Source organism: Mycolicibacterium frederiksbergense, from assembly GCF_012223425.1.
GTDB lineage: Bacteria > Actinomycetota > Actinomycetes > Mycobacteriales > Mycobacteriaceae > Mycobacterium > Mycobacterium frederiksbergense.
Genome location: NZ_CP038799.1, coordinates 6,020,436 through 6,043,365, shown reverse-complemented (window position 1 = coordinate 6,043,365; position 22,930 = coordinate 6,020,436). Strand labels below are relative to the sequence as shown.

27 protein-coding genes are annotated in these 22,930 nt (G+C 67.4%); 11 read left to right on the top strand and 16 right to left on the bottom strand.

Annotated elements, in window-relative coordinates:
• Positions 1–92: 92 nt before the first annotated feature.
• The 5 genes from EXE63_RS32215 to EXE63_RS32195 all read right to left on the bottom strand — a co-directional run bounded on the left by EXE63_RS32215 (position 93) and on the right by EXE63_RS32195 (position 2,857).
• Positions 93–356 (bottom strand): HU family DNA-binding protein, encoded by a 264-nt coding sequence (locus tag EXE63_RS32215; RefSeq protein ID WP_168145322.1) that lies wholly within the window; start codon positions 354–356, stop codon positions 93–95.
• Positions 349–1,617, bottom strand: a complete 1,269-nt coding sequence (locus tag EXE63_RS32210; RefSeq protein ID WP_234904350.1) for a WXG100-like domain-containing protein — start codon at positions 1,615–1,617, stop codon at positions 349–351. The genes EXE63_RS32215 and EXE63_RS32210 overlap by 8 nt, the downstream gene beginning before the upstream one ends.
• Entirely contained in the window at positions 1,614–1,898 is a 285-nt protein-coding gene (locus EXE63_RS32205; protein WP_168145321.1) for a WXG100 family type VII secretion target, read from the bottom strand. Before EXE63_RS32205 ends, EXE63_RS32210 begins: the two co-directional genes overlap by 4 nt.
• Positions 1,898–2,212, bottom strand: coding sequence for a WXG100 family type VII secretion target (locus EXE63_RS32200; RefSeq protein ID WP_168145320.1), 315 nt, complete (start codon positions 2,210–2,212; stop codon positions 1,898–1,900). The genes EXE63_RS32205 and EXE63_RS32200 overlap by 1 nt, the downstream gene beginning before the upstream one ends.
• Before the next feature lie 75 nt (positions 2,213–2,287).
• Positions 2,288–2,857, bottom strand: a complete 570-nt coding sequence (locus EXE63_RS32195; RefSeq protein ID WP_168145319.1) for a tRNA-specific adenosine deaminase — start codon at positions 2,855–2,857, stop codon at positions 2,288–2,290.
• Between the two features lie 44 nt (positions 2,858–2,901).
• Between EXE63_RS32195 and dapA the strand changes: the two genes are divergently transcribed.
• Together dapA and EXE63_RS32185 are read left to right on the top strand one after the other, a co-directional pair.
• The gene (gene dapA, locus EXE63_RS32190; RefSeq protein WP_210000195.1) at positions 2,902–3,840 is read left to right on the top strand and encodes a 4-hydroxy-tetrahydrodipicolinate synthase; all 939 of its coding nucleotides are present in this window, start codon (positions 2,902–2,904) and stop codon (positions 3,838–3,840) included.
• On the top strand, positions 3,837–5,513 hold the full coding sequence (locus tag EXE63_RS32185; protein WP_168145317.1) for a ribonuclease J: 1,677 nt from the start codon (positions 3,837–3,839) through the stop codon (positions 5,511–5,513). The genes dapA and EXE63_RS32185 overlap by 4 nt, the downstream gene beginning before the upstream one ends.
• On the opposite strand, the gene EXE63_RS32180 is transcribed toward EXE63_RS32185, so the two are convergent.
• From EXE63_RS32180 to EXE63_RS32165, 4 genes are read right to left on the bottom strand one after another with little or no spacing between them, the layout of a single operon-like run.
• Positions 5,510–6,385, bottom strand: a complete 876-nt coding sequence (locus EXE63_RS32180) for an SAM-dependent methyltransferase (RefSeq protein WP_168145316.1) — start codon at positions 6,383–6,385, stop codon at positions 5,510–5,512. The genes EXE63_RS32185 and EXE63_RS32180 overlap by 4 nt on opposite strands.
• On the bottom strand, positions 6,385–7,203 hold the full coding sequence (locus EXE63_RS32175; protein ID WP_168145315.1) for a mycofactocin-coupled SDR family oxidoreductase: 819 nt from the start codon (positions 7,201–7,203) through the stop codon (positions 6,385–6,387). Before EXE63_RS32175 ends, EXE63_RS32180 begins: the two co-directional genes overlap by 1 nt.
• 8 nt (positions 7,204–7,211) lie before the next feature.
• A complete protein-coding gene (locus tag EXE63_RS32170) occupies positions 7,212–7,526 on the bottom strand; it encodes a putative quinol monooxygenase (protein ID WP_168145314.1) in 315 nt (104 codons plus the stop codon).
• Between the two features lie 39 nt (positions 7,527–7,565).
• The gene (locus EXE63_RS32165; RefSeq protein WP_234904349.1) at positions 7,566–9,704 is read right to left on the bottom strand and encodes a SulP family inorganic anion transporter; all 2,139 of its coding nucleotides are present in this window, start codon (positions 9,702–9,704) and stop codon (positions 7,566–7,568) included.
• A 273-nt stretch (positions 9,705–9,977) separates the two neighbouring features.
• Here EXE63_RS32165 and EXE63_RS32160 point away from each other — a divergent pair, with 273 nt between their 5' ends.
• Complete coding sequence (locus EXE63_RS32160) at positions 9,978–12,515, top strand: DNA translocase FtsK (RefSeq protein ID WP_210000193.1); 2,538 nt, start codon at positions 9,978–9,980, stop codon at positions 12,513–12,515.
• Here the strand turns inward: EXE63_RS32160 and EXE63_RS32155 are convergent.
• Positions 12,512–13,021: an amino-acid N-acetyltransferase gene (locus EXE63_RS32155; RefSeq protein WP_234904348.1), complete on the bottom strand. Its 510-nt coding sequence runs from the start codon at positions 13,019–13,021 to the stop codon at positions 12,512–12,514. The genes EXE63_RS32160 and EXE63_RS32155 overlap by 4 nt on opposite strands.
• Positions 13,022–13,063: 42 nt before the next feature.
• On the opposite strand from EXE63_RS32155, the gene pgsA reads away from it, so the two are divergent.
• The 4 genes from pgsA (at position 13,064) to pspM (ending at position 15,738) form a co-directional block, all read left to right on the top strand.
• On the top strand, positions 13,064–13,657 hold the full coding sequence (pgsA, locus tag EXE63_RS32150) for a CDP-diacylglycerol--glycerol-3-phosphate 3-phosphatidyltransferase (RefSeq protein WP_168145311.1): 594 nt from the start codon (positions 13,064–13,066) through the stop codon (positions 13,655–13,657).
• A gap of 43 nt (positions 13,658–13,700) precedes the next feature.
• Complete coding sequence (clgR, locus tag EXE63_RS32145; RefSeq protein WP_105366263.1) at positions 13,701–14,009, top strand: transcriptional regulator ClgR; 309 nt, start codon at positions 13,701–13,703, stop codon at positions 14,007–14,009.
• Positions 14,010–14,095: 86 nt separating this feature from the next.
• A complete protein-coding gene (pspA, locus tag EXE63_RS32140) occupies positions 14,096–14,905 on the top strand; it encodes a phage shock protein PspA (RefSeq protein WP_168145310.1) in 810 nt (269 codons plus the stop codon).
• A gap of 8 nt (positions 14,906–14,913) precedes the next feature.
• Positions 14,914–15,738, top strand: coding sequence for a phage shock envelope stress response protein PspM (pspM, locus tag EXE63_RS32135; protein WP_168145309.1), 825 nt, complete (start codon positions 14,914–14,916; stop codon positions 15,736–15,738).
• 2 nt (positions 15,739–15,740) lie between these two features.
• On the opposite strand, the gene EXE63_RS32130 is transcribed toward pspM, so the two are convergent.
• Together EXE63_RS32130 and EXE63_RS32125 are read right to left on the bottom strand one after the other, a co-directional pair.
• A complete protein-coding gene (locus EXE63_RS32130; RefSeq protein WP_105366266.1) occupies positions 15,741–16,151 on the bottom strand; it encodes a DUF5313 domain-containing protein in 411 nt (136 codons plus the stop codon).
• Positions 16,148–16,591 carry a limonene-1,2-epoxide hydrolase family protein gene (locus EXE63_RS32125; protein ID WP_168145308.1) on the bottom strand — a complete coding sequence of 148 codons (444 nt, stop codon included), beginning with the start codon at positions 16,589–16,591 and terminating at the stop codon, positions 16,148–16,150. The genes EXE63_RS32130 and EXE63_RS32125 overlap by 4 nt, the downstream gene beginning before the upstream one ends.
• Positions 16,592–16,633: 42 nt before the next feature.
• On the opposite strand from EXE63_RS32125, the gene EXE63_RS32120 reads away from it, so the two are divergent.
• A complete protein-coding gene (locus tag EXE63_RS32120) occupies positions 16,634–17,806 on the top strand; it encodes a glycosyltransferase (protein WP_168145307.1) in 1,173 nt (390 codons plus the stop codon).
• A 9-nt stretch (positions 17,807–17,815) separates the two neighbouring features.
• Positions 17,816–18,010 (top strand): DUF3046 domain-containing protein, encoded by a 195-nt coding sequence (locus EXE63_RS32115; protein ID WP_105366269.1) that lies wholly within the window; start codon positions 17,816–17,818, stop codon positions 18,008–18,010.
• 4 nt (positions 18,011–18,014) lie between these two features.
• Here the strand turns inward: EXE63_RS32115 and EXE63_RS32110 are convergent, their stop codons facing one another.
• A complete protein-coding gene (locus EXE63_RS32110) occupies positions 18,015–18,899 on the bottom strand; it encodes an alpha/beta hydrolase (RefSeq protein WP_168145306.1) in 885 nt (294 codons plus the stop codon).
• 170 nt (positions 18,900–19,069) lie between these two features.
• Between EXE63_RS32110 and recA the strand changes: the two genes are divergently transcribed.
• Together recA and recX are read left to right on the top strand one after the other, a co-directional pair.
• The gene (recA, locus tag EXE63_RS32105; protein ID WP_168145305.1) at positions 19,070–20,116 is read left to right on the top strand and encodes a recombinase RecA; all 1,047 of its coding nucleotides are present in this window, start codon (positions 19,070–19,072) and stop codon (positions 20,114–20,116) included.
• Positions 20,085–20,612, top strand: coding sequence for a recombination regulator RecX (recX, locus tag EXE63_RS32100; protein ID WP_168145304.1), 528 nt, complete (start codon positions 20,085–20,087; stop codon positions 20,610–20,612). The genes recA and recX overlap by 32 nt, the downstream gene beginning before the upstream one ends.
• A 16-nt stretch (positions 20,613–20,628) precedes the next feature.
• Here recX and EXE63_RS32095 read toward each other — a convergent pair whose 3' ends face one another.
• From EXE63_RS32095 to EXE63_RS32085, 3 genes are read right to left on the bottom strand one after another with little or no spacing between them, the layout of a single operon-like run.
• Positions 20,629–21,327, bottom strand: a complete 699-nt coding sequence (locus EXE63_RS32095; RefSeq protein WP_168145303.1) for an SDR family oxidoreductase — start codon at positions 21,325–21,327, stop codon at positions 20,629–20,631.
• A gap of 54 nt (positions 21,328–21,381) precedes the next feature.
• A complete protein-coding gene (locus EXE63_RS32090) occupies positions 21,382–22,251 on the bottom strand; it encodes an amino acid ABC transporter permease (RefSeq protein ID WP_210000185.1) in 870 nt (289 codons plus the stop codon).
• Positions 22,248–22,928 (bottom strand): amino acid ABC transporter permease, encoded by a 681-nt coding sequence (locus EXE63_RS32085; RefSeq protein ID WP_105366277.1) that lies wholly within the window; start codon positions 22,926–22,928, stop codon positions 22,248–22,250. Before EXE63_RS32085 ends, EXE63_RS32090 begins: the two co-directional genes overlap by 4 nt.
• Between the last annotated feature and the right edge of the window lie 2 nt (positions 22,929–22,930).

The following is a 22,930-nucleotide window of genomic DNA, read 5'->3' as shown; positions in this document are numbered from 1 at the left end:
AATCACGCGGAATGGTTGTGCTGTCTGCACCCTGAACAACCATTGTGCGTATCTCGGCGGGGGCGACGGGCCGGTCAGCGGGACATCTAGCGCTACTCGGGCCATTCCGCGATACGCATCGCGTTGACGCGCGCGAGAACGTCGCTGATGCGCTTTCCGTGCTGAGTTGGCTCCCAATCCGCGTCCAGGTTGTCGGTGAGTTCATCAGAGATCGCGGATATGACCCCGCCGGCGTCTGCACGTGACACCGAGGCCGACAGGCCGATTCGGGCAGAGAGTTCCGGGTTCCGCCGGTTGAGAATCGCCTTCAACAAATCGCTATCTGATTTGCTCAGAAATCCGAAGCTGCTATCCACCTGTTCCTCCCGTGCCACTGCTCTTATTTGCCCAGCCCGTGATTACTTTGCCTTGCTCATTTACCACGACGGTCGCATCGTCGCCTGTATAGCGGTAACTCACTCTTCCTTGCTGATCGACAAGCCTTTCAACATTTTTCACCGGATTGCTGAATGCATCTTCCAGCGCGTCCCGCCGTACCCCCACACCGCCGTCGCGGCCTGCGATCTGCTCTTCGGCGTGCTTGGTGTAGCCGCTGATGCTCTTCGGCGCGCCCAGCGGTATGGTCGCTGATGGCTGTTGACTTGTTTCACCGTCTTTTCGCTTGCGCCCCAGATTCTTGATGCGCTCCAACTGCTTGCGGACCTTCGCGATATCCGCGACCTTCTTGACGCCCCCTGCGATGTTCTTCGTCATCTTCCATGACGCAACAGCCATCCCGATGATCTTCGCGAACTTCGTAATCGTGTGGGCGGCCTTGGCGGTGGCGGCCACAGCCCCGACGCCGAAGGTGACGAACGACGCCGCTACACCGATCGCGGCGGTTGCGCCCAGCTCAATGGCGAGGTCTTCGAGAATCCCTCCGATATTGTCCCGGAGTTCATCGAGCGCAGTTCGGTAGTCGTTGCACGACTTGGACAATTCGGCGCAGCTGTCCAGAATCGCCTTGGTGGCATCGCGCAACTCGAGCAGATCCCGGCCGATGAACTCCACTTCGGGTGACTTCGTGTCGTTGAACCGGCGAGCGTTCACCTCCAGCGCTTCGACGACCGTCGTCGTCTGGTAGACCGTCGCCAGCCGATCCCACGCCTGCGCGGCCTTGTCGATCTTGTCGGTGTCACCGTCGGGCACCGGCACGCCGACTTGGTCGGCCAGGCCGATGGCGTTGTCGATCAAGCCTTTTCCGGGACCGCCTGCCGACGGCGGCGCAGCCAGGATGCCCGCGACGCTGACGGGTTCGGCCGGTTTCACCGGTGGGGCCCCTGATCCCGGCGTGGCGTTGTGCTCGGCGACGGCGTGGTTGTACCCAGCCTGAACGATGACGCCGCCGTAGTTCTCCAAGGCCAATGTCAGGTCATTGACGGCTCCGAGCACTTCACCGACGCGCGCGTCATACGACTGTGCCCATGCGGTGCCGGCATCGTCGCTGCCGGCCATGGCACCGGTGTCACCGAGAATCGTGACGTTGACCTGGAACGCGTCATACATGTCGCCGGCCAGTTCGAACAGCCGTGCCCCGACGCCGTAGAAGGTTTCCGGATCGACGTCCTGGACTGTCATGAGAGCATCTCGACGTTGAGACGCGCGGCATCGGTGTAGTTCTGGTGCGCGGTGTGCGCCGCTGTACGAAGGTCCATCACCGCCTCCCGCATCTGAGCCGCGGCAGCGATCCACTCGTCGTGCTGGGCGCGATGAGCGGTCGCGGCGTCGCCAGACCAGCTTGCGTGAAGGTCGGCCACCTGGCTGTCGACCCGAGCGGCGATGGCTTCGGCGCGCTTTCCGAACGACTCCAGTTTGTCGACGAAGGTCAGGAGTTCGTCGAGTTCGACCCGGTAGCGCATCAGAGCCCCATCTGTCGGGCCGTCGCCGCGACGGACTCAGACGAGGCGGTGTCTTGCTCTTGGTAGCGGACCGCAGCTTCGGCGAGCAGGTTCGCCGACTCGGCAAGCGATTCGACAAGCTTTGCAGCACCCTCTTGCCATTCCTGGAACAACGGCGAGTATGCGGACGCGGCGGCGCCCGACCAACCACGTGACACATTCGCCCATTCGTGCGAAAGCTCAGCCACACCTTCGCGCAGTTCCTCGGCGTCGGCGCTCACCGAACGCGAGGTACTGAACGCAGCATCCGTATCGACCTCGAGATGACCAGCCACAGATCCAGCCTAATGCGGCCCGTTGGTCTGCCTCGACACCAATTTCGGCCGACGCCTCGGTCCCTTGCCTGCGGCTCACCTCAGGGGAATGTCGTTGTCGCCCTTGGTGTCCTGGTATCTCTGCGAGAGTGCGGCGTACCGCTCGGTGATCCGCGCCTGCTGGGCGCGCAGTTCCGGATCGTCCTGCGCGTCGACCAGCGCGGGAATCGAGTACGCCGTCCAGAACGCGTTGGCGCGGCGGTAGCCGCCGGGTTCCAGCCCGAACACCTCACGCAGGATGCGCAGATCGTGCGGAATGGCGAAGCTGTCCCGGGAATCCTCGTGGCTGAAGAAGTAGTAGAAATTGTCGAACCCCGCCCAGGTGATCGCCGACATACACATGGTGCACGGCTCATGGGTGGAGATGAACAGCAGATCCGAGGTCGGCGGGTGTTCGGGCAGTTCGTAGAACTGTGTGAGGGTGTGCACCTCGCCGTGCCACAAGGGATTGGTGGTCTCGTCGTTGGTGCCCGCGAGGACCAGCGACAGATCGGATTTGCGCAGGATCGCCGCACCGAACACCTTGTTGCCCGCGGCCACGCCGGCCTCGGTCAAGGGCAGAACGTCGAGGTCGATGACATCGAGCAGGCGGCGGGGGAGGCTCATGCGGCACTCTAACGCCGCAACAAGGGCCGCGCAGTGCGGCGGCGATGCATAAACCACTGGTACTACCGGGTAATCTGACGCCCGTGAGCACCGGTGGAATCGACGTCAGCACGCGCTTGGGCAGCGTGCTGACTGCCATGGTGACGCCGTTCGGCCCGGACGGCTCGGTGGAGCTGGCTGTCGCCAAGAAGGTAGCGAAGCGCCTGGTCGACGCGGGCTGCGACGGTCTGGTGATCTCCGGGACCACCGGGGAGTCGCCCACGACCAACGACGACGAGAAGATCGCGCTGCTGGAGGCCGTCCTCGAGGAGGTCGGTGACCGCGCCCGCATCATCGCCGGAGCCGGGAGCTACGACACCGCGCACAGCGTGCACCTGGCCAAGGCCAGCGCCGCCGCCGGGGCGCACGGTCTGCTGGTCGTCACCCCGTACTACTCGCGCCCGTCGCAACGCGGCCTGGTCGCGCACTTCACCGCGGTCGCCGACGCCACCGAGCTCCCCGTGGTGCTCTACGACATCCCGCCCCGCTCGATCATCCCGATCGACTGGGACACTCTGCGCACCCTGTCGGAGCACCCGAACATCGTCGCTGTCAAGGACGCCAAGGGCGATCTGCACGGCGCCGGCCAGCTGATGGCACAGACCGGCATCGCCTACTACTCCGGTGACGACGCGCTGAACCTGCCCTGGCTGGCGATGGGCGCCGTCGGTTTCATCAGCGTCTGGGGCCACGTCGCCGCCGCGCAGCTGCGAGAGATGCTGTCGGCGTTCAACTCCGGTGACATCGCCACCGCCCGCAAGATCAACGCGACCCTGGGGCCGCTGAACTACGCGCAGAACCGACTCGGTGGCGTGACCATGTCCAAGGAAGGCCTTCGCTTGCTCGGCGTCGACGCCGGCGAACCCCGGCTACCGCAGATCCCTGCCACCCCGTCCGAGATCGACGAACTGGCCGCCGACATGCGGTCGGCCGGCGTGCTGTGAGCGCCGATCTGGTGGCCCCGGGACCGCTGGCCCCCGGCGGTCTGCGGGTGACCGCACTGGGCGGGATCAGCGAAATCGGCCGCAACATGACCGTTTTCGAGCACCTGGGCCGACTGCTCATCATCGATTGCGGCGTGCTGTTCCCGAACCACGACGAGCCCGGTGTCGACCTGATCCTGCCGGATATCCGGCATGTGGAGAACCGGCTCGACGATATCGAGGCCGTCGTCATCACCCACGCGCACGAGGATCACATCGGGGCCATCCCGCATCTGCTGAAGTTGCGGCGCGACATCCCGATCGTCGGGTCGAAGTTCACCTTGGCGTTGATCGCCGAGAAGTGCCGTGAGCATCGCATCAAACCGGTGTTCATCGAGGTGGCCGAGGGGCAGCGCAGTACGCACGGGGTGTTCGAGTGCCAGTACTTCGCGGTGAACCACTCGATCCCCGGCTGCCTGGCCGTCGCACTGCACACCGGGGCCGGCACCGTCCTGGTGACCGGTGACATCAAACTCGACCAGATGCCGCTCGACGGGCGCCCCACGGACCTGCCCGGCATGTCGCGACTGGGCGATGCGGGCGTCGACCTGTTCCTGTGTGACTCGACGAATTCGGAGCATCCGGGCGTCAGTCCGTCCGAGAGTGAGATCGGGCCGACGTTGCACCGGTTGATCCGCGGTGCCGAGGGCCGGGTGATCGTGGCGTGCTTCGCCTCCAATGTGGACCGGGTCCAGCAGATCATCGACGCGGCCGTGGCTCTGGGCCGCAGCGTCTCCTTCGTGGGTCGTTCGATGGTGCGCAACATGGGCATCGCCCGCGACCTCGGGTTCCTCACCGTCGACGACTCCAAGGTCATCGATATCGCGGCGGCCGAGATGTTGCCTGCCGACCGGGTGGTCCTGATCACCACCGGCACGCAGGGCGAGCCGATGGCGGCGCTGTCGCGGATGTCGCGCGGGGAGCACCGCAGCATCACGCTGACCGACGGCGATCTGATCATCCTGTCGTCATCGCTGATCCCCGGCAACGAGGAGGCGGTGTACGGCGTGATCGACTCGCTGTCGAAGATCGGGGCCCGCGTCGTCACCAATGCCCAAGCCCGGGTGCACGTCACGGGTCACGCCTATGCCGGCGAGTTGATGTTCCTCTACAACGGGGTGCGTCCGCGCAACGTCATGCCGGTGCACGGCACCTGGCGGCACATGCGCGCAAACGCGAAGCTGGCGGTCCTCAGTGGTGTGCCGCCGGAGAACGTGATGCTGGCCGAGAACGGCGTCAGTGTCGACCTGGTCAACGGGGTGACGTCGATCGCGGGCGCGGTGCCGGTGGGCAAGATGTTCGTCGACGGTCTGATCACCGGTGATGTCGGTGAATCCGTTGTCGGCGAGAGGCTCACGCTCGCTTCCGGTTTCATCGCCATCACGGTCGTCGTGCATCGGGGGACCGGCAAGCTCGCGGGTCCTGCGCAGCTGCATTCGCGGGGCTTCTCCGAGGACCCCAAGGCGCTCGAGCCCGCCGCGCAGAAGGTGCAGCAGGAGCTGGAGCGCCTCGCCGGTGAGCATGTCACCGACACGGGACGCATTGCGCAGGCCGCGCGGCGCGCCGTCGGCAAGTGGGTAGGGGAGACCTACCGGCGCCAGCCGATGATCGTGCCGACGGTCATCGAGATCTAGTCCGAACGCACCGCCAGCGCGGTCCACTCGATGGGCGAAGCCCTGATCGTGCGTCCCGTCGGCCGGATGTAGAGGTCCCGGTAGTAGCTGGGGCCTACCTGTTCGAGCACCCGCCATCCGTAGCCGCGCAGGGTCTCCTCGACCCGTTCGGGATCCAGACCGGACTTCCAGACCTGGCTGCGCCGCCGAAACTTTCGGTACACGGCCTCGGCGTCCTGAAGATTCGTGCCGTCGATGAAGTCCTGCCGGACATAGGTGAAGATCAGCCGGCTGCCCGGTGTGACGGCACGCAATTGCTCGAAGGTGCGGTGCAGGCCTTCGGGCGTCAGGTACTGGGTGACACCCTCCCAGATGAACAGCGTTCGCCCGGTATCGCGAAAACCGTTGTCGGCCAGCACCGTCATCGCGTTGTCATGCTCGAAATTCACGCCCGCCAGCTGCACCGATGCGGGTACGCCGCCCAGCGCCCGCTGCACCGCCGCAGTCTTGCGTTCGATGTTGACGGGCTGGTCGAGCTCGTACACCGGCAGATCGCCGTACCGGGCGATGCGATAGGGCCGGGTGTCCAGCCCGGAACCCAGGATCACCACGGCATCGATCTCGCTGACCGGGTCGGACACCTTCTCGTCGATGTACCGTTTCCGGCAGACCACGCTGGCCCACAGTCCGGGGCCGGACCGGTCCGAGGCGGCGATGAGCATGCGGCGCAGCGGTCCGAACCGCGCCAGCCGCACCAGCGCGCGCAGTCTGCCGGGCAGGAAGGACTCCGCGAGGTCGTCGTCAACCAGGCGGCGCTCGGGCTCCTCCAACTGCTCGATGGCAGCCAGCACCATCGGCCCGAAGGCCGTCTGCGCAGCCGGGTTCGCAGCCACTAGCGTTTGTTCACATACCCGGCGTCCAGCGGCAGCGCGACCCCGGTGACGTAGCGGGATGCATCGGTGACCAGCCAGAGCACCGCGTTGGCGATGTCCTCGACCTGCAGCGTCTGCACCGGCAGGGCGTTGGACATGTCGGGCCCCCGCTGGGACTGCTGAGCCATCCCTTCGAGCCAGCTGCGGGTGAAGTCGTTGTCGATCATCGGGGTGTCCACACCGGCCGGGTGTATCGAGTTCACCCGGATGTTGAATTGTGCCAGCACATTCGCATACACCCGCATCAGGCCGACGATGCCGTGCTTGGCGGCGGCGTAGCCGACCGAACCCGCGATGGGGGAGCCCAGCCCGACCAGGCCGGCCACCGAACTGGTCAGCACGATCGAACCGCCGTTGCCGAACTTCACCATCGGCTTCATCGCCACATCGACGGTGTTGTAGACGCCGGTGAGGTTCACGTCGATCACGTCCTGCCAGGCATCCTCACCCGCCATCGGAGCGATCCCGGCATTGGCGATCACGATGTCCAGCCGATCGCCGAAGGCCTCGGTCCCGGCGCGCAGCGCACTCTTGAGCGAATCACGTTTGCGCACATCGGCTTCGACGGCGTAGATACGCGCCCCCGTCTCCTCGACGAGTTTGACGGTGGCCGCGAGGTCATCCGGGCTTGCCAACGGGTAGGGCACCGAGGCGATCTGATGGCACAGATCGACGGCGATGATGTCGGCGCCCTCGGACGCCAGCGTCACGGCGTGCGCGCGCCCCTGCCCGCGCGCCGCCCCGGTGATGAACGCGGTCTTGCCCGATAGCGATCCCATGTCCGCGTCTAGCCGCGCAGCTGACCCTTGGCGGGATCCCCGGCCACGACCGGGGTCAGCATCTTGATATCGGGCGCACCGTCGAGGTGCTCACCCACCGCGCCGAACAGCTTGCCGATGGCGGGTGCGGTGCTGTGCGTCTTGAGCGCGTCGGCATCGGTCCACTGCTCGACGAATACGAAGGTCCCGTCGGCCTCATGCAGTGAATAGAGCTCACAGCCCGGCTCACCGTGTACCTCGGCGATGGCATCGGTACAGGCCGCTCGGACGATATCGACGGACTCCGGCTTGGCGGTCATGGTGGCGACGACGACAACAGGCATGGGCTACTCCTCGGCTCTCCAGTGGTTCGCCGAGTCACCTTACTGTGGTGTGGCGGCCGTCACGGGGGCGCCGTGCGGGTCGATCTCGGTGACCGAGTCCGAATCCACCAGGTACAGCCGTGCCGTGACCAGATCGAGGAACAGCCCCACCACGGTGACGGTGCCATCGGCAAGCCGTGCGGCGACCTGGGGGTGCCGTCGTGCCGCCCGTACCTGCACGGCGACGTTGACGACGCTGAGCTGGTCGGTGCCGGTGAATCCGGCGTCCGCGGCCGCGGACGCGACCGGATCACAGGCCCGGAAGGCCGCGAGCGCGTCGGCGCCGTGATCCAGCCAGCGCCCCACCGAACCGTCGGCGCCGCCGTGCATCAGATCGTGCATGGCATCGCAGCCCGAGTGCCCGCAGATCGCGACGGTGCGCACCGACAGCCGGCCCAGCGCGTAACTCAGCGCCGAATCGACCGACAGGTCATCGCCCACCAGGTTTCCCACGTTGCGCAGGTTGAGCAGTTCACCGGGTGCGCTGTCGGTGATCAGGTTCGGCAGGATCCGTGCGTCGGCACAGCTGATCAGCATGGTGTGCGGATCATGTTTGCCGCCTGCCGGTTCCATCCGGGCCCGCAGCAGCGGGGCCAGCCCGTTGCTGAATCTGTCCACCCCGCCGGCGAGCTGCGCCGGCCAGATCAACCGCAACGCGCTGACCACCCGGCGGCCCTCGGTGTCGCGGCGCGGGGGCTGGGAGTGCGCGAATTCCATTCGCGCAGTGCCGGTCTCGGTGACAGTGACCTCGGCGCCGTGGTCGCGGTGCTGTGTGATCCACTCCTGCAGGGCGTCCAGCGCGGCGTGATCGAGGTAGTCGACGTTGAGGTCGATGAACACCTGGGCGTCGTGCGGGATGTCCGACAGCGCCGAATTCAGCCGGGGCAGCGCCAGGAAGCTGCACGACCCGGTGATCGCCACATGCCAGCGCGGTGGGCCGCCGGCCCCGATGCGACTGGTGAGGTCTTCGGCCACGATGGACACCCGCACGATGCGCCACGCCGCGATGGCGATGGCCAGCACCAGGCCGATCAGCACGCCCTCCAGCAGGTTGAGGAACACCACACAACCCAGCGTGACGCCGTAGATGAACAGTTCACCGGTGCGGCGCGCGAGGTCGATGTGCGCGAGTTTGACGAGTTGGACGCCGATCACGATCAACAGCCCGGCCAGGGCGGCCATCGGGATCATCTCGACGACGTTGACGAGCAGCACCGAGAACAGCAGCAGCCACACACCGTGCAGCGCGGCCGACGCCCGCGTCTTGGCGCCCGCCCCGACATTGGCGGTGCTGCGGACGATGACGCCGGTGACGGGGAGCCCGCCCAGCAGGCCCGAGGACACGTTGGCGGTGCCCTGCCCGACGAGTTCGCGGTTGAAGTCGGTGCGTGCACCGTTGTGCATCTTGTCCACGGCGGTCGCCGAGAGCAGACTCTCGACGCTGGCGATCAGGGCGACGGTCAGCACGGCGAGCGCGATGGAACTCCAGGTGCCCTGCGGCATCTCGGGCAGCCCGATGGCCTCGATGACGGATTCGTCGAGCACGATGCGCTCGGTGCCCAGGCCGGGCAGGTAGCTGAGGGTGGTCGCCGCGACGATGGCCACCAGCGCGCCGGGGACGGCGCGGACGGTGGCCGGTGTGAACCGCCAGGACAGCATGACGGCGATGACCAGCCCGCCGATGAGCACATCGGTCCACCGCGGTGTGGCGAGCTGGCCGGGCAGCGACACCAGGTTTTCCCAGGCATTGCTGCGTGGGCCGCCGCCGAGCAGCACGTGCACCTGCTGCAGGGCGATGGTGATGCCGATGCCGGCCAGCATCGCGTGCACGACGATGGGCGCGATGGCCAGCGCGGCGCGCGCGATCCGGCTCAGCCCCAGCAGGATCTGCAGTACTCCCGCGGCGGCGGTGATGGCGCAGGTCGCCTTCCAGCCGAACTGCGCCACGAGCTCGGCCACGACGACCGTCAGCCCGGCCGCCGGGCCGCTGACCTGCAGCGGAGATCCGCCGACGACGGCGCACACGATGCCGCCGATGATCGCGGCGATGAGGCCGGCGACCACCGGCGCCCCGGACGCGACCGCGATACCGATGGACAACGGCAGGGCGACCAGGAAGACGACCAGCGATGCGGGCACGTCATAGCGAATTATGGTGCGTAACAAAGGGTTAACATGGCGGCTCGTTGTCGGCAGGCTCACCGCTTCGAGGGTAGCGACCGCAACGGAATTCGTCGTTCCGAAGCCCCGTGACGCTGCCCACGTTTGATACTGCGCAGCTGGGGCAGCTTTTCGGGGGCCACGGAATCAGTCGTGTCGTGACAAGTGGCCGCACGGGCCGCATTTCGATACCTGTTTGTGACACGTGTGGCAGATGGTGAAAATGGGACGCAAGCGACTAGGCTGACACCCATGGCTAACAAGACCGCCGCCCGGTCCGGAGCCCGTTCGAGCAGGTCAAAGGCCAGTTCCAGCGCGCGGACCGGATCGAAATCGGCGCGCCCGGCGGCTCCTCGCCGCAAGCCGGCGCCTCGTCGTAACCCCTCGCGCTTCGCCTCCGCCGGCGCCGCGGTGGGCCGGGGCACCCGCGCCGGTTGGCTGATGGTGGCCAAGGGGGCCGGTTCCACCGCCCGATCCGTGGGCCGGGCCCGCGACCTGGAACCCGGACACCGGCGCGACGGGATAGCACTCGCGCTGCTCGGTATCGCCGTCGTCGTCGCCGCGAGTTCGTGGTTCGACGCGGCGCGCCCGGTCGGTGGCTGGATCGACACCGTCGTGCGCACCGTCATCGGCGGCGCCGTGGTGCTGGTGCCCATCATCCTCGCCTGCATCGCCGTGGTGCTGATGCGCACCGAACCCGACCTCGACGCCCGGCCCAGGCTCATCCTCGGCTCGGCGATGATCGCCCTGCCGGTGCTCGGCCTCTGGCACATCTGGTCCGGCGCCCCGCTGGACGCGGCCGCGCGCCGAGATGCGGCCGGCTTCATCGGGTTCGTCCTGGGCGGGCCACTCTCGGACGGGCTGACGGTCTGGATCGCCACTCCGCTGCTCGTCATCGGCGTGCTCTTCGGTCTGCTGCTGCTGACCGGGACGACCATCCGCGAACTGCCCGAGACACTGCGCTCGATGTTCAGCACCCGCGGGTACGACGACTACGACGATGACGACTACGACGACGAGAACGCCGAGTACGCCGACGAGGCCGTCACCGAGGACTTCTCCGACGGCTACTACGACGATGACTACGGTGACGCCCAGAAGTGGCCGACCCCCGAGTTGCCCGCCGGCTCGCCGATGGACAACTACCCGCTGCCCGACGCGACCGACACCCCGACCATCCCGGAGCCCGTTGCGGCCAAGGTGCGCAAGCCGAAGGCCGAGCCGCCGAAGAAGCCGAAGAAGGTCGAGGAAACCCTGGTCATGGACCGGGTCGTCGAGGGCCCCTACGTGCTGCCGTCGCTGGAGTTGCTGGTCGCCGGCGATCCGCCCAAGACGCTCACCGCGGCCAACGAGACCATGAAGGACGCCATCACCTCGGTGCTGCAGCAGTTCAAGATCGACGCCGCCGTCACCGGCTGCACCCGCGGCCCGACCGTCACCCGCTATGAGGTCGAGCTCGGACCCGGCGTCAAGGTCGAGAAAATCACTGCGCTGCACCGCAATATCGCCTATGCGGTGGCCACCGAGAGCGTGCGCATGCTCGCACCCATCCCCGGCAAATCGGCCGTCGGCATCGAGGTTCCCAACACCGACCGTGAGATGGTGCGCCTTGCCGATGTGCTGACCGCCCCGAGCACCCGCGCCGACCACCACCCGTTGGTGATCGGACTCGGCAAGGACATCGAGGGCGAGTACGTCAAGGCCAACCTGGCGAAGATGCCGCACCTGCTGGTGGCCGGCTCCACCGGATCGGGCAAGTCCAGCTTCGTGAACTCCATGCTGGTGTCGTTGCTGGCGCGCGCCACCCCCGAGGAGGTCAGGATGATCCTGATCGATCCGAAGATGGTGGAACTGACGCCGTATGAAGGCATCCCGCACCTCATCACGCCGATCATCACCCAGCCCAAGAAGGCCGCCGCGGCACTGGCCTGGCTGGTCGAGGAGATGGAACAGCGCTACCAGGACATGCAGGCCTCCCGAGTGCGTCACATCGACGTGTTCAACGAGAAGGTGCGCTCCGGGGAGATCACCACCCCGCTGGGCAGCGAGCGGGTCTACAAGCCCTACCCCTACATCCTGGCGATCGTCGACGAGCTCGCCGACCTGATGATGACCGCACCGCGCGATGTCGAGGAAGCCATCGTGCGCATCACCCAGAAGGCGCGGGCCGCCGGCATCCACCTGGTGCTGGCCACCCAGCGGCCCTCGGTTGACGTCGTCACCGGCCTGATCAAGACCAACGTGCCCTCGCGGCTGGCGTTCGCCACCTCGTCGCTGACCGACTCGCGCGTCATCCTCGACCAGCCCGGCGCCGAGAAGCTCATCGGTATGGGCGACGGGCTGTTCCTGCCGATGGGCGCGAACAAGCCCCAGCGCATGCAGGGCGCGTTCATCACCGACGAGGAGATCCAAGCCGTCGTCGAGGCCACCAAGGCCCAGGCCGAGCCGGAGTTCATCGAGGGTGTCACCAAGGCCAAGCCGACCGGTGAGCGCACCGATGTGGATCCCGATATCGGCGATGACATGGATGTCTTCCTGCAGGCCGTCGAGCTGGTGGTGTCCAGCCAGTTCGGTTCCACCTCGATGCTGCAGCGCAAGCTGCGGGTCGGCTTCGCCAAGGCGGGACGGCTGATGGACCTGATGGAGACCCGCCAGATCGTCGGGCCGTCCGAGGGTTCCAAGGCGCGTGAGGTCCTGGTGAAGCCCGATGAGCTGGCAGGCACCCTGGCGCTCATCCGCGGCGGGGCGGACGCCAACGGCGCCGACGCCGACGACGAGGACGACTTCTAGAGGTTGAGCATCATCCGGGTGTTGCCGAGGGTGTTGGGCTTGACATAGGACAGGTCCAGGAACTCGGCAACACCGGTGTCATAGGACCGGCGCATCTCTTCGAACACCTCGGCGCTGACCGGCGTTCCGTCGATCTCGGTGAAGCCGTGCCTGCCGAAGAACTCGGTCTCGAAGGTGAGCACGAAGATCCGGCTCAGGTGCAGATCCCGTGCGACCTTGAGCAGCTGGTCCACCACGCGGTACCCGACCCCGTGGCCGCGCACCTTCGGGTTGACCGCGACGGTGCGCACCTCACCGAGATCGGCCCACAACACGTGCAGTGCACCGCAGCCGACGATCTCGCCGGCCAGCTCGGCGACCCAGAACTCCTGCACCGCCTCGTACAGCGTGACCAGGTTCTTTTCCAGCAGAATCCGGCCTGCATAGATGTCGACGAGCTCCTTGATGGCCGGCACATCGGATGTACTGGCCCGACGAACCGTCACGTGTTCAACCACCTCGCTCACAGCTGCGAGAGTATCGGCATGCGCTACCGATATTCTGTTGCGGTGCCGGGCCAATCAGATACCGATCCAGTGGTGCCCCGTGCGTCCGTCGCGAACGTCGCCAACCTGCTGACCGGTATCCGGTTTCTCCTCGTCCCCGTGTTCGTGGTGGCGCTCTTCGTCGAGGACGGGCATCAGACATTCTGGCGAACAACCGCTTTCGTGGTGTTCGCGGTGGCCGTCATCACCGATCATTTCGACGGGGCGTTGGCACGTGCCTACGGCATGGTCACCGAGTTCGGGAAGCTGGCCGATCCGATCGCGGACAAACTGCTGATCGGTTCCGCGCTGATCGGGCTGTCGATGCTGGGTGACCTGCCCTGGTGGATCACCATCGTCATCATGGTCCGCGAGGTCGGCATCACCGTGCTCCGATTGGCGGTCTTGCGCCACGGGGTGATCCCCGCCAGCCGCGGTGGCAAGCTGAAAACGCTGGTCCAGGCCGTGGCGATCGGTCTGTTCATCCTTCCGCTATCCGGCGCGTGGCTGGTGGCGGCAACCTGGATCATGTGGTTGGCCGTGGTGCTGACGGTGCTCACCGGCGTCGACTACGTGGTCTCGGCGGCGCGTGATTCCCGGACCCGTCCGGCAACCTGAGGCATTCGGGAACCAGCGGGCACCCGGTGGCGTTGATCGGTGTATGACGACACTGATGCGCGAGGTGATCGGCGACGTGCTGCGCGAAGCCCGGACGACTCAGGGTCGCACCCTGCGTGAGGTGTCCGATTCCGCGCGGGTCAGCCTGGGATATCTGTCCGAAGTGGAGCGGGGCCGCAAAGAGGCCTCCAGCGAGTTGCTCAGCGCCATCTGCGACGCCCTCGCCATCCCGATGTCGCGGGTGCTCTTCACCGCGGGTGAGCAGATGGCCCGCGACGAGGGCGGTGTCACCGGCATCGACGCCACCACGAAGGTCGTGATTCCCCAGGTTGTGTCCATGGCGGTGGCCTGACCGGGTGCTGAAACGATAGGTTGGCACCCAACAAGTTGCACACCGGCAGTTGCGCACACCCGAACACGTGAAGGTGGAATGAACCCATGGCCAATCCGTTCGTCAAGGCGTGGAAGTACCTCATGGCGCTGTTCAGCTCGAAGGTCGACGAATACGCCGATCCGAAGGTGCAGATCCAGCAGGCCATCGAGGACGCCCAGCGCCAGCACCAGGGGCTGACCCAGCAGGCCGCCCAGGTCATCGGGAACCAGCGTCAGCTGGAGATGCGGCTGAACCGCCAGCTCGCCGACATCGAGAAGCTGCAGGCCAATGTCCGCCAGGCGCTGACGCTGGCCGATCAGGCCGCCGGCACCGGCGACGCCGCGAAGGCCACCGAGTACACCAACGCCGCCGAGGCGTTCGCCGCCCAACTGGTCACCGCCGAGCAGAGCGTCGAAGACCTCAAGGCTCTGCACGACCAGTCGCTGCAGGCCGCCGGACAGGCCAAGAAGGCCGTCGAGCAGAACGCGATGGTGCTGCAGCAGAAGATCGCCGAGCGCACCAAGCTGCTCAGTCAGCTGGAGCAGGCCAAGATGCAGGAGCAGGTCAGCGCCTCGTTGCGGTCGATGAGCGAGATCGCCGCGCCGGGCACCACGCCCAACCTCGATGAGGTGCGCGAGAAGATCGAGCGTCGCTACGCCAACGCGATGGGCGCCACCGAACTCGCGCAGAACTCGGTGCAGGGCCGGATGATGGAAGTCCAGTCGGCCAGTGTGCAGATGGCCGGACACTCTCGCCTGGAGCAGATCCGTGCGTCGATGCGCGGTGACGCGCTGCCCTCCGGTGGCGCTGCCGCACCCGCGACGCCCGCCGCCAACCCGCCCGCCGCTGCACCCGAAAACCCGCTCCAGCAATAGGTTTGGTCATGGCGACGAACCCGAGGGCAGGGCGACCGCGCGGCTGGCGCGCGTTGGCCGAACGCGGCGTGCAGGGCGGGATAGACACCGCCGCCGAGTTCTCCGGCGCGCTCGCCCAGAGGCTCGCTGCCTTGGCAGATCCGCGTGCCAAGCTGCTGCGCAAGCGGCGCTGGGCGCTGCGGCTGGCCGTGTTCTTCGGTGTCAGCAGCCTGTTCTGGATCCTGGTGACCGCGGTGCTGGCGTCGTGGAGCACCCCGGTCTGGGCGCTCATCGTCACCGGGGTGGTCGCCGCCGGTGCCGCCTTCCCGGCCACGCTGCTGTTCCTGCGCTACCGGTGGCTACGCGCCGAACCGCTGCCGGTGGGGCCGACCGCCCGCCGGATGCCGCCGTTCGGGTCCGCGGCACGTAAACCGATGGCCGCGCTGGCGTCCTCGGAACGGGGCTTATTCTCCCTGCTCGGAGTGCTCGAACGAGGCCGGCTGCTGCCCGCCGGGGAATTGCGTGAGATCGCGGATACGGCCGGGCAGACGGCAGCCACCATGGCGGCCACCGCCAATGAGGTGGTCGCGATGGAGCGGGCGGCCGGGGCATCCCCGCAGTCGCGTGCCCATCTGACACCGACCATCCAGGCATTCAGCACACAGCTGCACCAGGGCGCCCGGCAGTACGACGAGATGGTCACCGCGGCAGCGCAGTTGGTGTCCTCGGTGAACGCCGGTGCGAACAACCCGCTGGCCGGTCGGCGCTACCGCGACGAGCTGGTCACCGCGACCGATCGGCTGCAGGGCTGGGCGCAGGCCTACAGCGAGTTGGGCCAACTGCGCGGCGCCTAGCGTCAGATGTCGTGGGTGCCCAGTTCCGCGGAATCCGGGCGGGGGCCGAACCGATCGACATAGGACTGGTGCTTGGCGGCATCGCGCTTGCGGGCCAACGCGTCGACCAGCGACGGGTCCAGGCCGTGGACCCGCAACATGTGCCGGCGCCAGATCTTGTTCAGCGCGTGCGAGAAGTAGACGAACGGGATCAGGATCGGCACCGTCATGCTCAGATGCACATACAGCGTCGTCGGGATCAGCCAGAACGGCGCGAGGATCAGCACCGCCGGCACCAGCACCCGCAGCATCAGCCGTCGGGTGGCGCCCGGCCCGGCCAGGTCGTTGCGCACCCAGTCCAGCATCGAATCGGGCAGCCGCTTGCCCAGGCAGTAGCCGACCAGCTGGAAGAAGCTGGGTTTGGTCCTGCTCACAGCCGGGGGCGAAGCGCCGGGATGACCGCTCCTACCAGGCCCCGCACCATCGCCTTGGCGAAGTCGAACTGATCGAAGTAGTCCCGCCACAGGGTGATGCGGCCATCGTGCACCTCGAACACCCCGCACACCCAGAACTGCAGCCGGACCGGCCCGAACGCGAGCACGTCGGTGCGCTCGTTGAGCACGACGGCGCCGTCGGCGGCGGTGCGGTGGATGGCGACGTCGAAGGCGAAACCCGGGCGGTCCAGTCCCTTGAACAGCTTGAGGGTGCGTTGCCTGCCACGGATGGTCGGGAATCCGACATTCTGATAGACGAGGTGCTCGTCGATCAGGGCGCCGGCGGTATCCAGATCGGGACCCCGGAGCGAGAACAGAAACTTCTCCACCGTCGCGATGTTGTCGGCTTCGGTGCTGGTGGGCGATACCTGCTCGGTCATACCCCACAGGGTAGATCGTCGGAGCTGTGACAGGGTGGGCGCGTGAAAGTTGCCGTGGTCGCCGGACCCGATCCCGGACATGCGTTCCCGGCGATCGCGCTGTGCCTGAAATTCCTGGCGGCCGGCGATACCGTGACGCTGCTGACCGGCCGGCAATGGCTCGACACCGCGCGGGCGGCCGGTGTGGAGGCCGTTCTGCTCGAGGGTCTCGACCTCGAAGTCGGCGATGACGACGACGATGCCGGTGCGAAGATCCATCAGCGGGCCGCCCGGATGGCGGTCTGCAACGCTCCCGTCCTACGCGCGCTGGCAGTCGATCTGGTGTGCTCCGATGTGATCACCGCCGCCGGCGGGATGGCGGCCGAACTGCTCGGCATCCCGTGGATCGAGGTCGTCCCGCATCCGCTCTACCTTCCATCGAAGGGGTTGCCCCCGCTCGGGAGCGGGCTGGCCCCGGGTGTCGGCCTGCGCGGACGGGCACGCGACGCGGTGCTGCGGGCGCTGACCGCGCGTTCCATCCGGGCCGGGGACCGGGACCGGTCGGCCGCGCGCCTGGGCATCGGATTGCCCGGGCGGGATCCGGGTCCGCTGCGGCGGCTGATCGCGACGCTGCCCGCCCTGGAGGTGCCCCGCCCGGACTGGCCGGAGGAGGCCGTTGTCGTCGGCCCGCTGCACTTCGAGCCCACCGAGGCGGTGCTGAAGCCGCCACCCGGACCGGGCCCGCTGGTCGTGGTGGCGCCCTCGACGGCGAGCACCGGTACCGCCGGCCTGGCGGAACTGGCGCTGACCGCGCTGGGGCCCGGCCGCGGACTGCCCGACGGAGTGCGGGTGGCGGTGTCGCGGCTGGCCGGTGCGCAGGTGGAGGTGCCGGACTGGGCGGTCGTCGGGCTCGGCCGCCAGGACGAACTGCTGGCCGGGGCGGACGTGCTGGTATGTGGGGGAGGCCACGGCATCGTGGCGAAATCACTGCTGCACGGTGTCCCGCTGGTGACGGTGCCCGGTGGGGGCGATCAATGGGAGATCGCCAATCGCGTTGTGCGGCAAGGAAGTGGACGACTGATCCGGCCGCTGACGGCCGAGGCGCTGACCGCCGCGGTGGGCTCGGTGCTGGCTGATCCGGGATACCGGGCCGCCGCCATCCGGGCCGGGGCCGGTGCGGGTGAGGTGGCCGATCCGGTACGGGTGTGCCATGACGCAGCGGCGGCGACTCGGTAGGTTGTCGGCGTGCGCATCACCGAGTTCAACGAACGTGTCACCGGTCTGTTCGGTGGTGCCTATGGGGCCTCGGTGCTCGTCGATCACGTCTTGAGCGCGCTGGGCGGACGCACCGCCGCCCAGGCCATCGAGGCCGGTGTCGAGCCGCGGACCGTGTGGCGGGCGCTGTGCGCCGACTTCGATGTTCCGCGCGACCAGTGGTGACGGATCAGGGTTGCGCGAGCACGCGGTCGAGGAACTCGCGTTGGTCGGCCCTGACCTGCGGGTCGAGGTAGATGGCGAAATGGCCGTACGGGTAGTGCCGTAATTCTCCGAGCGGTGCCCGCCTCGCGGTGGCAATGGTCGAGCCGGGAGGAGCGGTGGTGTCCTCGTCGCAGACGCACACCAGGACCGGCATGCGTAGCCGCGCGGCCTTGCGCACCGGTCGGTAGAACGGGAACCGCAGCATGAGCCGCGCCGCGAACTCGTTGCGCCAGCGTGAATCCGGCCCGACAATGGCCGCCAGGCCCGGTTCGGCGTCGGGGGCGGTCATGGCGGCCACCGTGCCGGGTGCGCCGACTGCCGGCACCAGCAGCGGTGGCGCTCCGCGCCATGCCCGGATCTGATCGCGCAGCGCCAGCACGGTGATGCGAACCGATGTCGTCGGCGGTACCTTGGCCAGCGTCGGCAGGGCATCGGTGAACGGAGCCTGGGAGACGACCGCCGCGATGGACGGGTCATCGGCTGCGACGGCCAGGACGTGACCGCCGCTGAACGACGACCCCCACAGTGCGATGCGGGTGGGGTCGACACCGTCGAGCGTGCGGGCCCACCGCACGACGGCGCGGTAATCGGCGTGTTGGGCGGCGATGTCGATGACCTGGCGCGGTTCGCCGGTCGACGCGCCGAATCCCCGGTAGTCGAACAGCGCGACGGTGTACCCGGCTGCGCAGAACTCGTCGGCGTAAGCGGGCAGCCCGTCATCGCGGGTGCCGGCGAAGCCGTGGGCCATCACGATGCAGGCGGTGTCGGGGTCCGGCGAATCGGGGCGATACAGGTAGACCGCGAGGTGCTCACCTGCATGGGGCACTCGGAGATCTTCGCGCTGGGCCACGGGCCGACCATACCGGTCCGCGTCTCGCGGCGTGTCCGCTTGCCTTCGAACACCTGTTCGCTAACCTGGTGTTCGTTCGACCGAGAATCACTTGTCGGTGGCTGGTCCTAACCTGACAGCCAACCGACCGGAACCCCGGTCAACCGCACGACTACCGGAGAGGTACTCCCATGGCGCCACAGGCTCCTGATCGCGAAAAAGCACTCGAACTGGCGATGGCTCAGATCGAGAAGAATTACGGCAAGGGTTCGGTGATGCGGCTCGGCGACGAGGTGCGCCAGCCCATCGCGGTCATCCCGACCGGATCCATCGCCCTCGATGTCGCGCTCGGTATCGGCGGGTTGCCGCGCGGCCGCGTCGTCGAGATCTACGGCCCGGAATCCTCGGGTAAGACCACCGTCGCCCTGCATGCGGTGGCCAATGCGCAGGCCGCCGGCGGCATCGCGGCGTTCATCGACGCCGAGCACGCCCTGGATCCGGATTACGCCAAGAAGCTCGGTGTGGATACCGATGCACTGCTGGTCAGCCAGCCCGACACCGGTGAGCAGGCCCTCGAGATCGCCGACATGCTCGTGCGGTCCGGTGCCATCGACCTGCTCGTCATCGACTCGGTGGCCGCACTGGTGCCGCGCGCCGAGATCGAGGGCGAGATGGGTGACAGCCACGTCGGCCTGCAGGCCCGCCTGATGAGCCAGGCGCTGCGCAAGATGACCGGTGCGCTGAGCAATTCGAACACCACCGCGATCTTCATCAACCAGTTGCGCGAGAAGATCGGCGTGATGTTCGGTTCACCCGAAACCACCACGGGCGGTAAGGCATTGAAGTTCTACGCCTCCGTGCGTCTGGATGTCCGGCGTATCGAGACCCTCAAGGACGGAACCGACGCCGTCGGTAACCGAACCCGCGTCAAGGTCGTCAAGAACAAGGTGTCGCCGCCGTTCAAGCAGGCCGAGTTCGACATCCTGTACGGCCACGGCATCAGCCGTGAGGGTTCGCTCATCGATATGGGCGTCGAGCACGGCTTCATCCGCAAGTCCGGCTCGTGGTTCACCTACGAGGGCGAGCAGCTCGGCCAGGGCAAGGAGAACGCCCGCAAGTTCCTGCTGGAGAACCCCGATGTGGGCAACGAGGTCGAGAAGAAGATCAAGGAAAAGCTCGGCATCGGCGCCGTGCTGACCGCCGAAGATGACATTCTGCCCGCCCCCGTCGACTTCTGAGCAGCCGGCCGAGCCCAAACGGGAGGAGCAGGCGCGGGACGTGTGCCTTCGCCTGCTCACCGTTCGGGCGCGCACCCGTGCCGAGCTGGAAGCTGGGCTGACCAAGCGCGGTTATCCCGACGATGTCAGTGCCCGGGTGCTCGACCGGCTGGTCGAGGTCGGGTTGCTCGATGACGCGGCGTTCGCCGAGGAATGGGTGCGCGCACGGCGTGCCAATGCCGGAAAAGGCAAGCGCGCGTTGGCCGCCGAGCTGCGCACCAAAGGGGTCGATCCCGAGCTCATCGCCGAGACCCTCGACAGCGTGGACGCGGGGGATTGGCGGGTGCGGGCCGAGGAGCTGGTGGCCGGCAAGCTGCGTCGCGAGAAGCTCGACGACGAGGTGAAGGTCACCAGGCGGCTGGTGGGCATGCTGGCCCGGCGCGGATACCACCAGGGGATGGCCTTCGATGTCGTCAGCACGCAACTCGCCCAGGAGCGCGAACGCCGTTCCGTCTAGGTCATCAGCGTGGCTGTCAGATCAGAAAGCCACCGTCGACGTTCAAGGCGATGCCGGTGATATAGCCGGCGTCCGGTGACGCCAGGAAGGCGACGGCACTCGCGACGTCGCTCGTGTGACCGTAGTGCCCGACCGCCAAAAGCGGAGTCATCTGGTCGGCCAGCGGGCCGTCGGCGGGGTTCATGTCCGTGGCGATCGGGCCTGGCTGAACATTGTTCACGGTGATCCCGCGTGGGCCGAGTTCACGGGCCAGGCCGCGGGTGAAGCCGGCGACCGCGGCCTTGGACAGCGCGTACACCGAAAAGGCGGGCACCGGAACACGATCGGCGTTCACGCTGCCGATGTTGATGATCCGGCCACCCTTGCCCAGATGGGGCACCGCGGCCTTGCTGGCGGCGAATACGCCGCGCACGTTGATGTTCACGATCCGGTCGAACTCCTCAAGGGCGAAGTCCTCGATGAGTGCCCCGGAGGCGACGCCCGCATTGTTGACCAAGATGTCGAGACCGCCCAGTTCGGCGACCGTGGTGTCGACGGCGGCCGCGGCGGCCGCGGCGTCGGCACTGTCGGCCTGGACCGCGCTGGCACTATCGGCCGCACCGCAGGCGGCAGGCTCGGCCTCGGCCGCACTCGGGGCCACCCAGTTCCTGCTGGCCGCCGCCGTCTCGCCGCTGGTCAGTCTGGCCGGCGAGCGCACGGCCGGCCCGCTGGGCATCGTGATGGTCTGTTGCTCGGTGATCGCGTGTGCGGGCCTGGCACTGGCCGGCAATCAGACGCCGGGCGCGTCCTGAACGTTCGCCCGGGCGGCCAGCGGCGCGGGTCCCTTCTTGGACCGGCGCAGCCGGGCCTCGAGGCGGGTGGCCAAGGACGACAGGGCAAAGTTCAGCCCGATCATCAGGGCCGCGATCACGATGAGGGCGGGGATGTAGTTGCCGTACGACGAGCCGATGCTCTGGCCCTGGCGCACCATTTCCACGAACGTGATCTGGTAGCCGATCGCGGTGTCCTTGAGCACCACCACCATCTGCGACACCAGCACCGGCAGCATCGAGGTGATGGCCTGCGGCAACTGGATCGAGCCCATGGTCTGGCTCCACGTCATGCCCAGCGCGGAGGCGGCCTCGGCCTGTCCCCGCGGCAGTGAGTGCACGCCGCTGCGCACGATCTCGGCGATCACCGCCGAGTTGTACAGGGTCAGGCCGGTGATCACCCCGGCCAGCGCCAGGTACTCCGAGGGAAAGACGTTGTACTGCGCGAACAACGCGTAGGAGAACAACATCATGATGAGCACCGGCACGGCCCGGAAGAACTCCACGAACGTCGCACACGCCCAGCTCACCACCGGGATAGGTGACAGCCGGCCCACTCCGAGCAGGCACCCGAGCACCAGCGCCAGCACGATGGACACCGCCGCCGCGGTCAGGGTGCCCTTGACGCCGGGCAGCACATACGTCGTCCACAGGTCCGGGGTGAGGAAGGGCTCCCACTTGGCGGCGGTGAACTGTTCGGCGGCGGCGAACTTCCAGATCACCCAGCCGAAGATCAATGCGAAGGCGACAACCGTCAGGCCGGCCAGCATCCGGTGCCGGACCCGGGCGCGCGGACCCGGTGCATCGAAGAGAACTGTGGCGCCGCTCACCGCAGCACCGCCAGTCGTTTGCCGAGCCAGCCGAACAGCAACCCGGTCGGCAACGTCAGGATGACGAAACCGATCGCGAAGATCCCGCCGACGAGCAGCAGTGCCGAGGTGTTCTCCACCATCTCCTTCATCAACAGCGCCGCCTCGGCCACCCCGATCGCCGAGGCGATGGTGGTGTTCTTGGTCAGGGCGATCAGCACCGAACCGAGCGGGATGATCACCGCACGAAAGGCCTGCGGCAGCATGATGATCCGCAGGTTCTGGGAGAAGGTCAGGCCCAGGGACCGGGCGGCCTCGGCCTGACCCAGCGGCACGGTGTTGATGCCGGACCGGATGGCCTCACACACGAAAGCCGCGGTATAGACCGTCAATCCGAGCACGGCCAGCCGGAAGTTGCTGTCCACGATCGAGGTCGGCGAGTCCGGGTCCGTCAGCGTGATGTGCAACGTGTTGGCGAGACCCAGCGAGCAGAACACCAGGATCAGGGTCAGCGGGGTGTTGCGCACCACGTTCACATACGTGGTGCCCAACCCCCGCATCACCGGTATCGGCGACAGTCGCATCGCCGCCAGTGCGGTGCCCAGCACCAGCGCACCGACGCCGGAGAGCACCGTCAGCTGGATGGTGATCCAGAACGCGGCATAGATCCGGTCCTGGTACTCGGTGAAGATCTCCACGT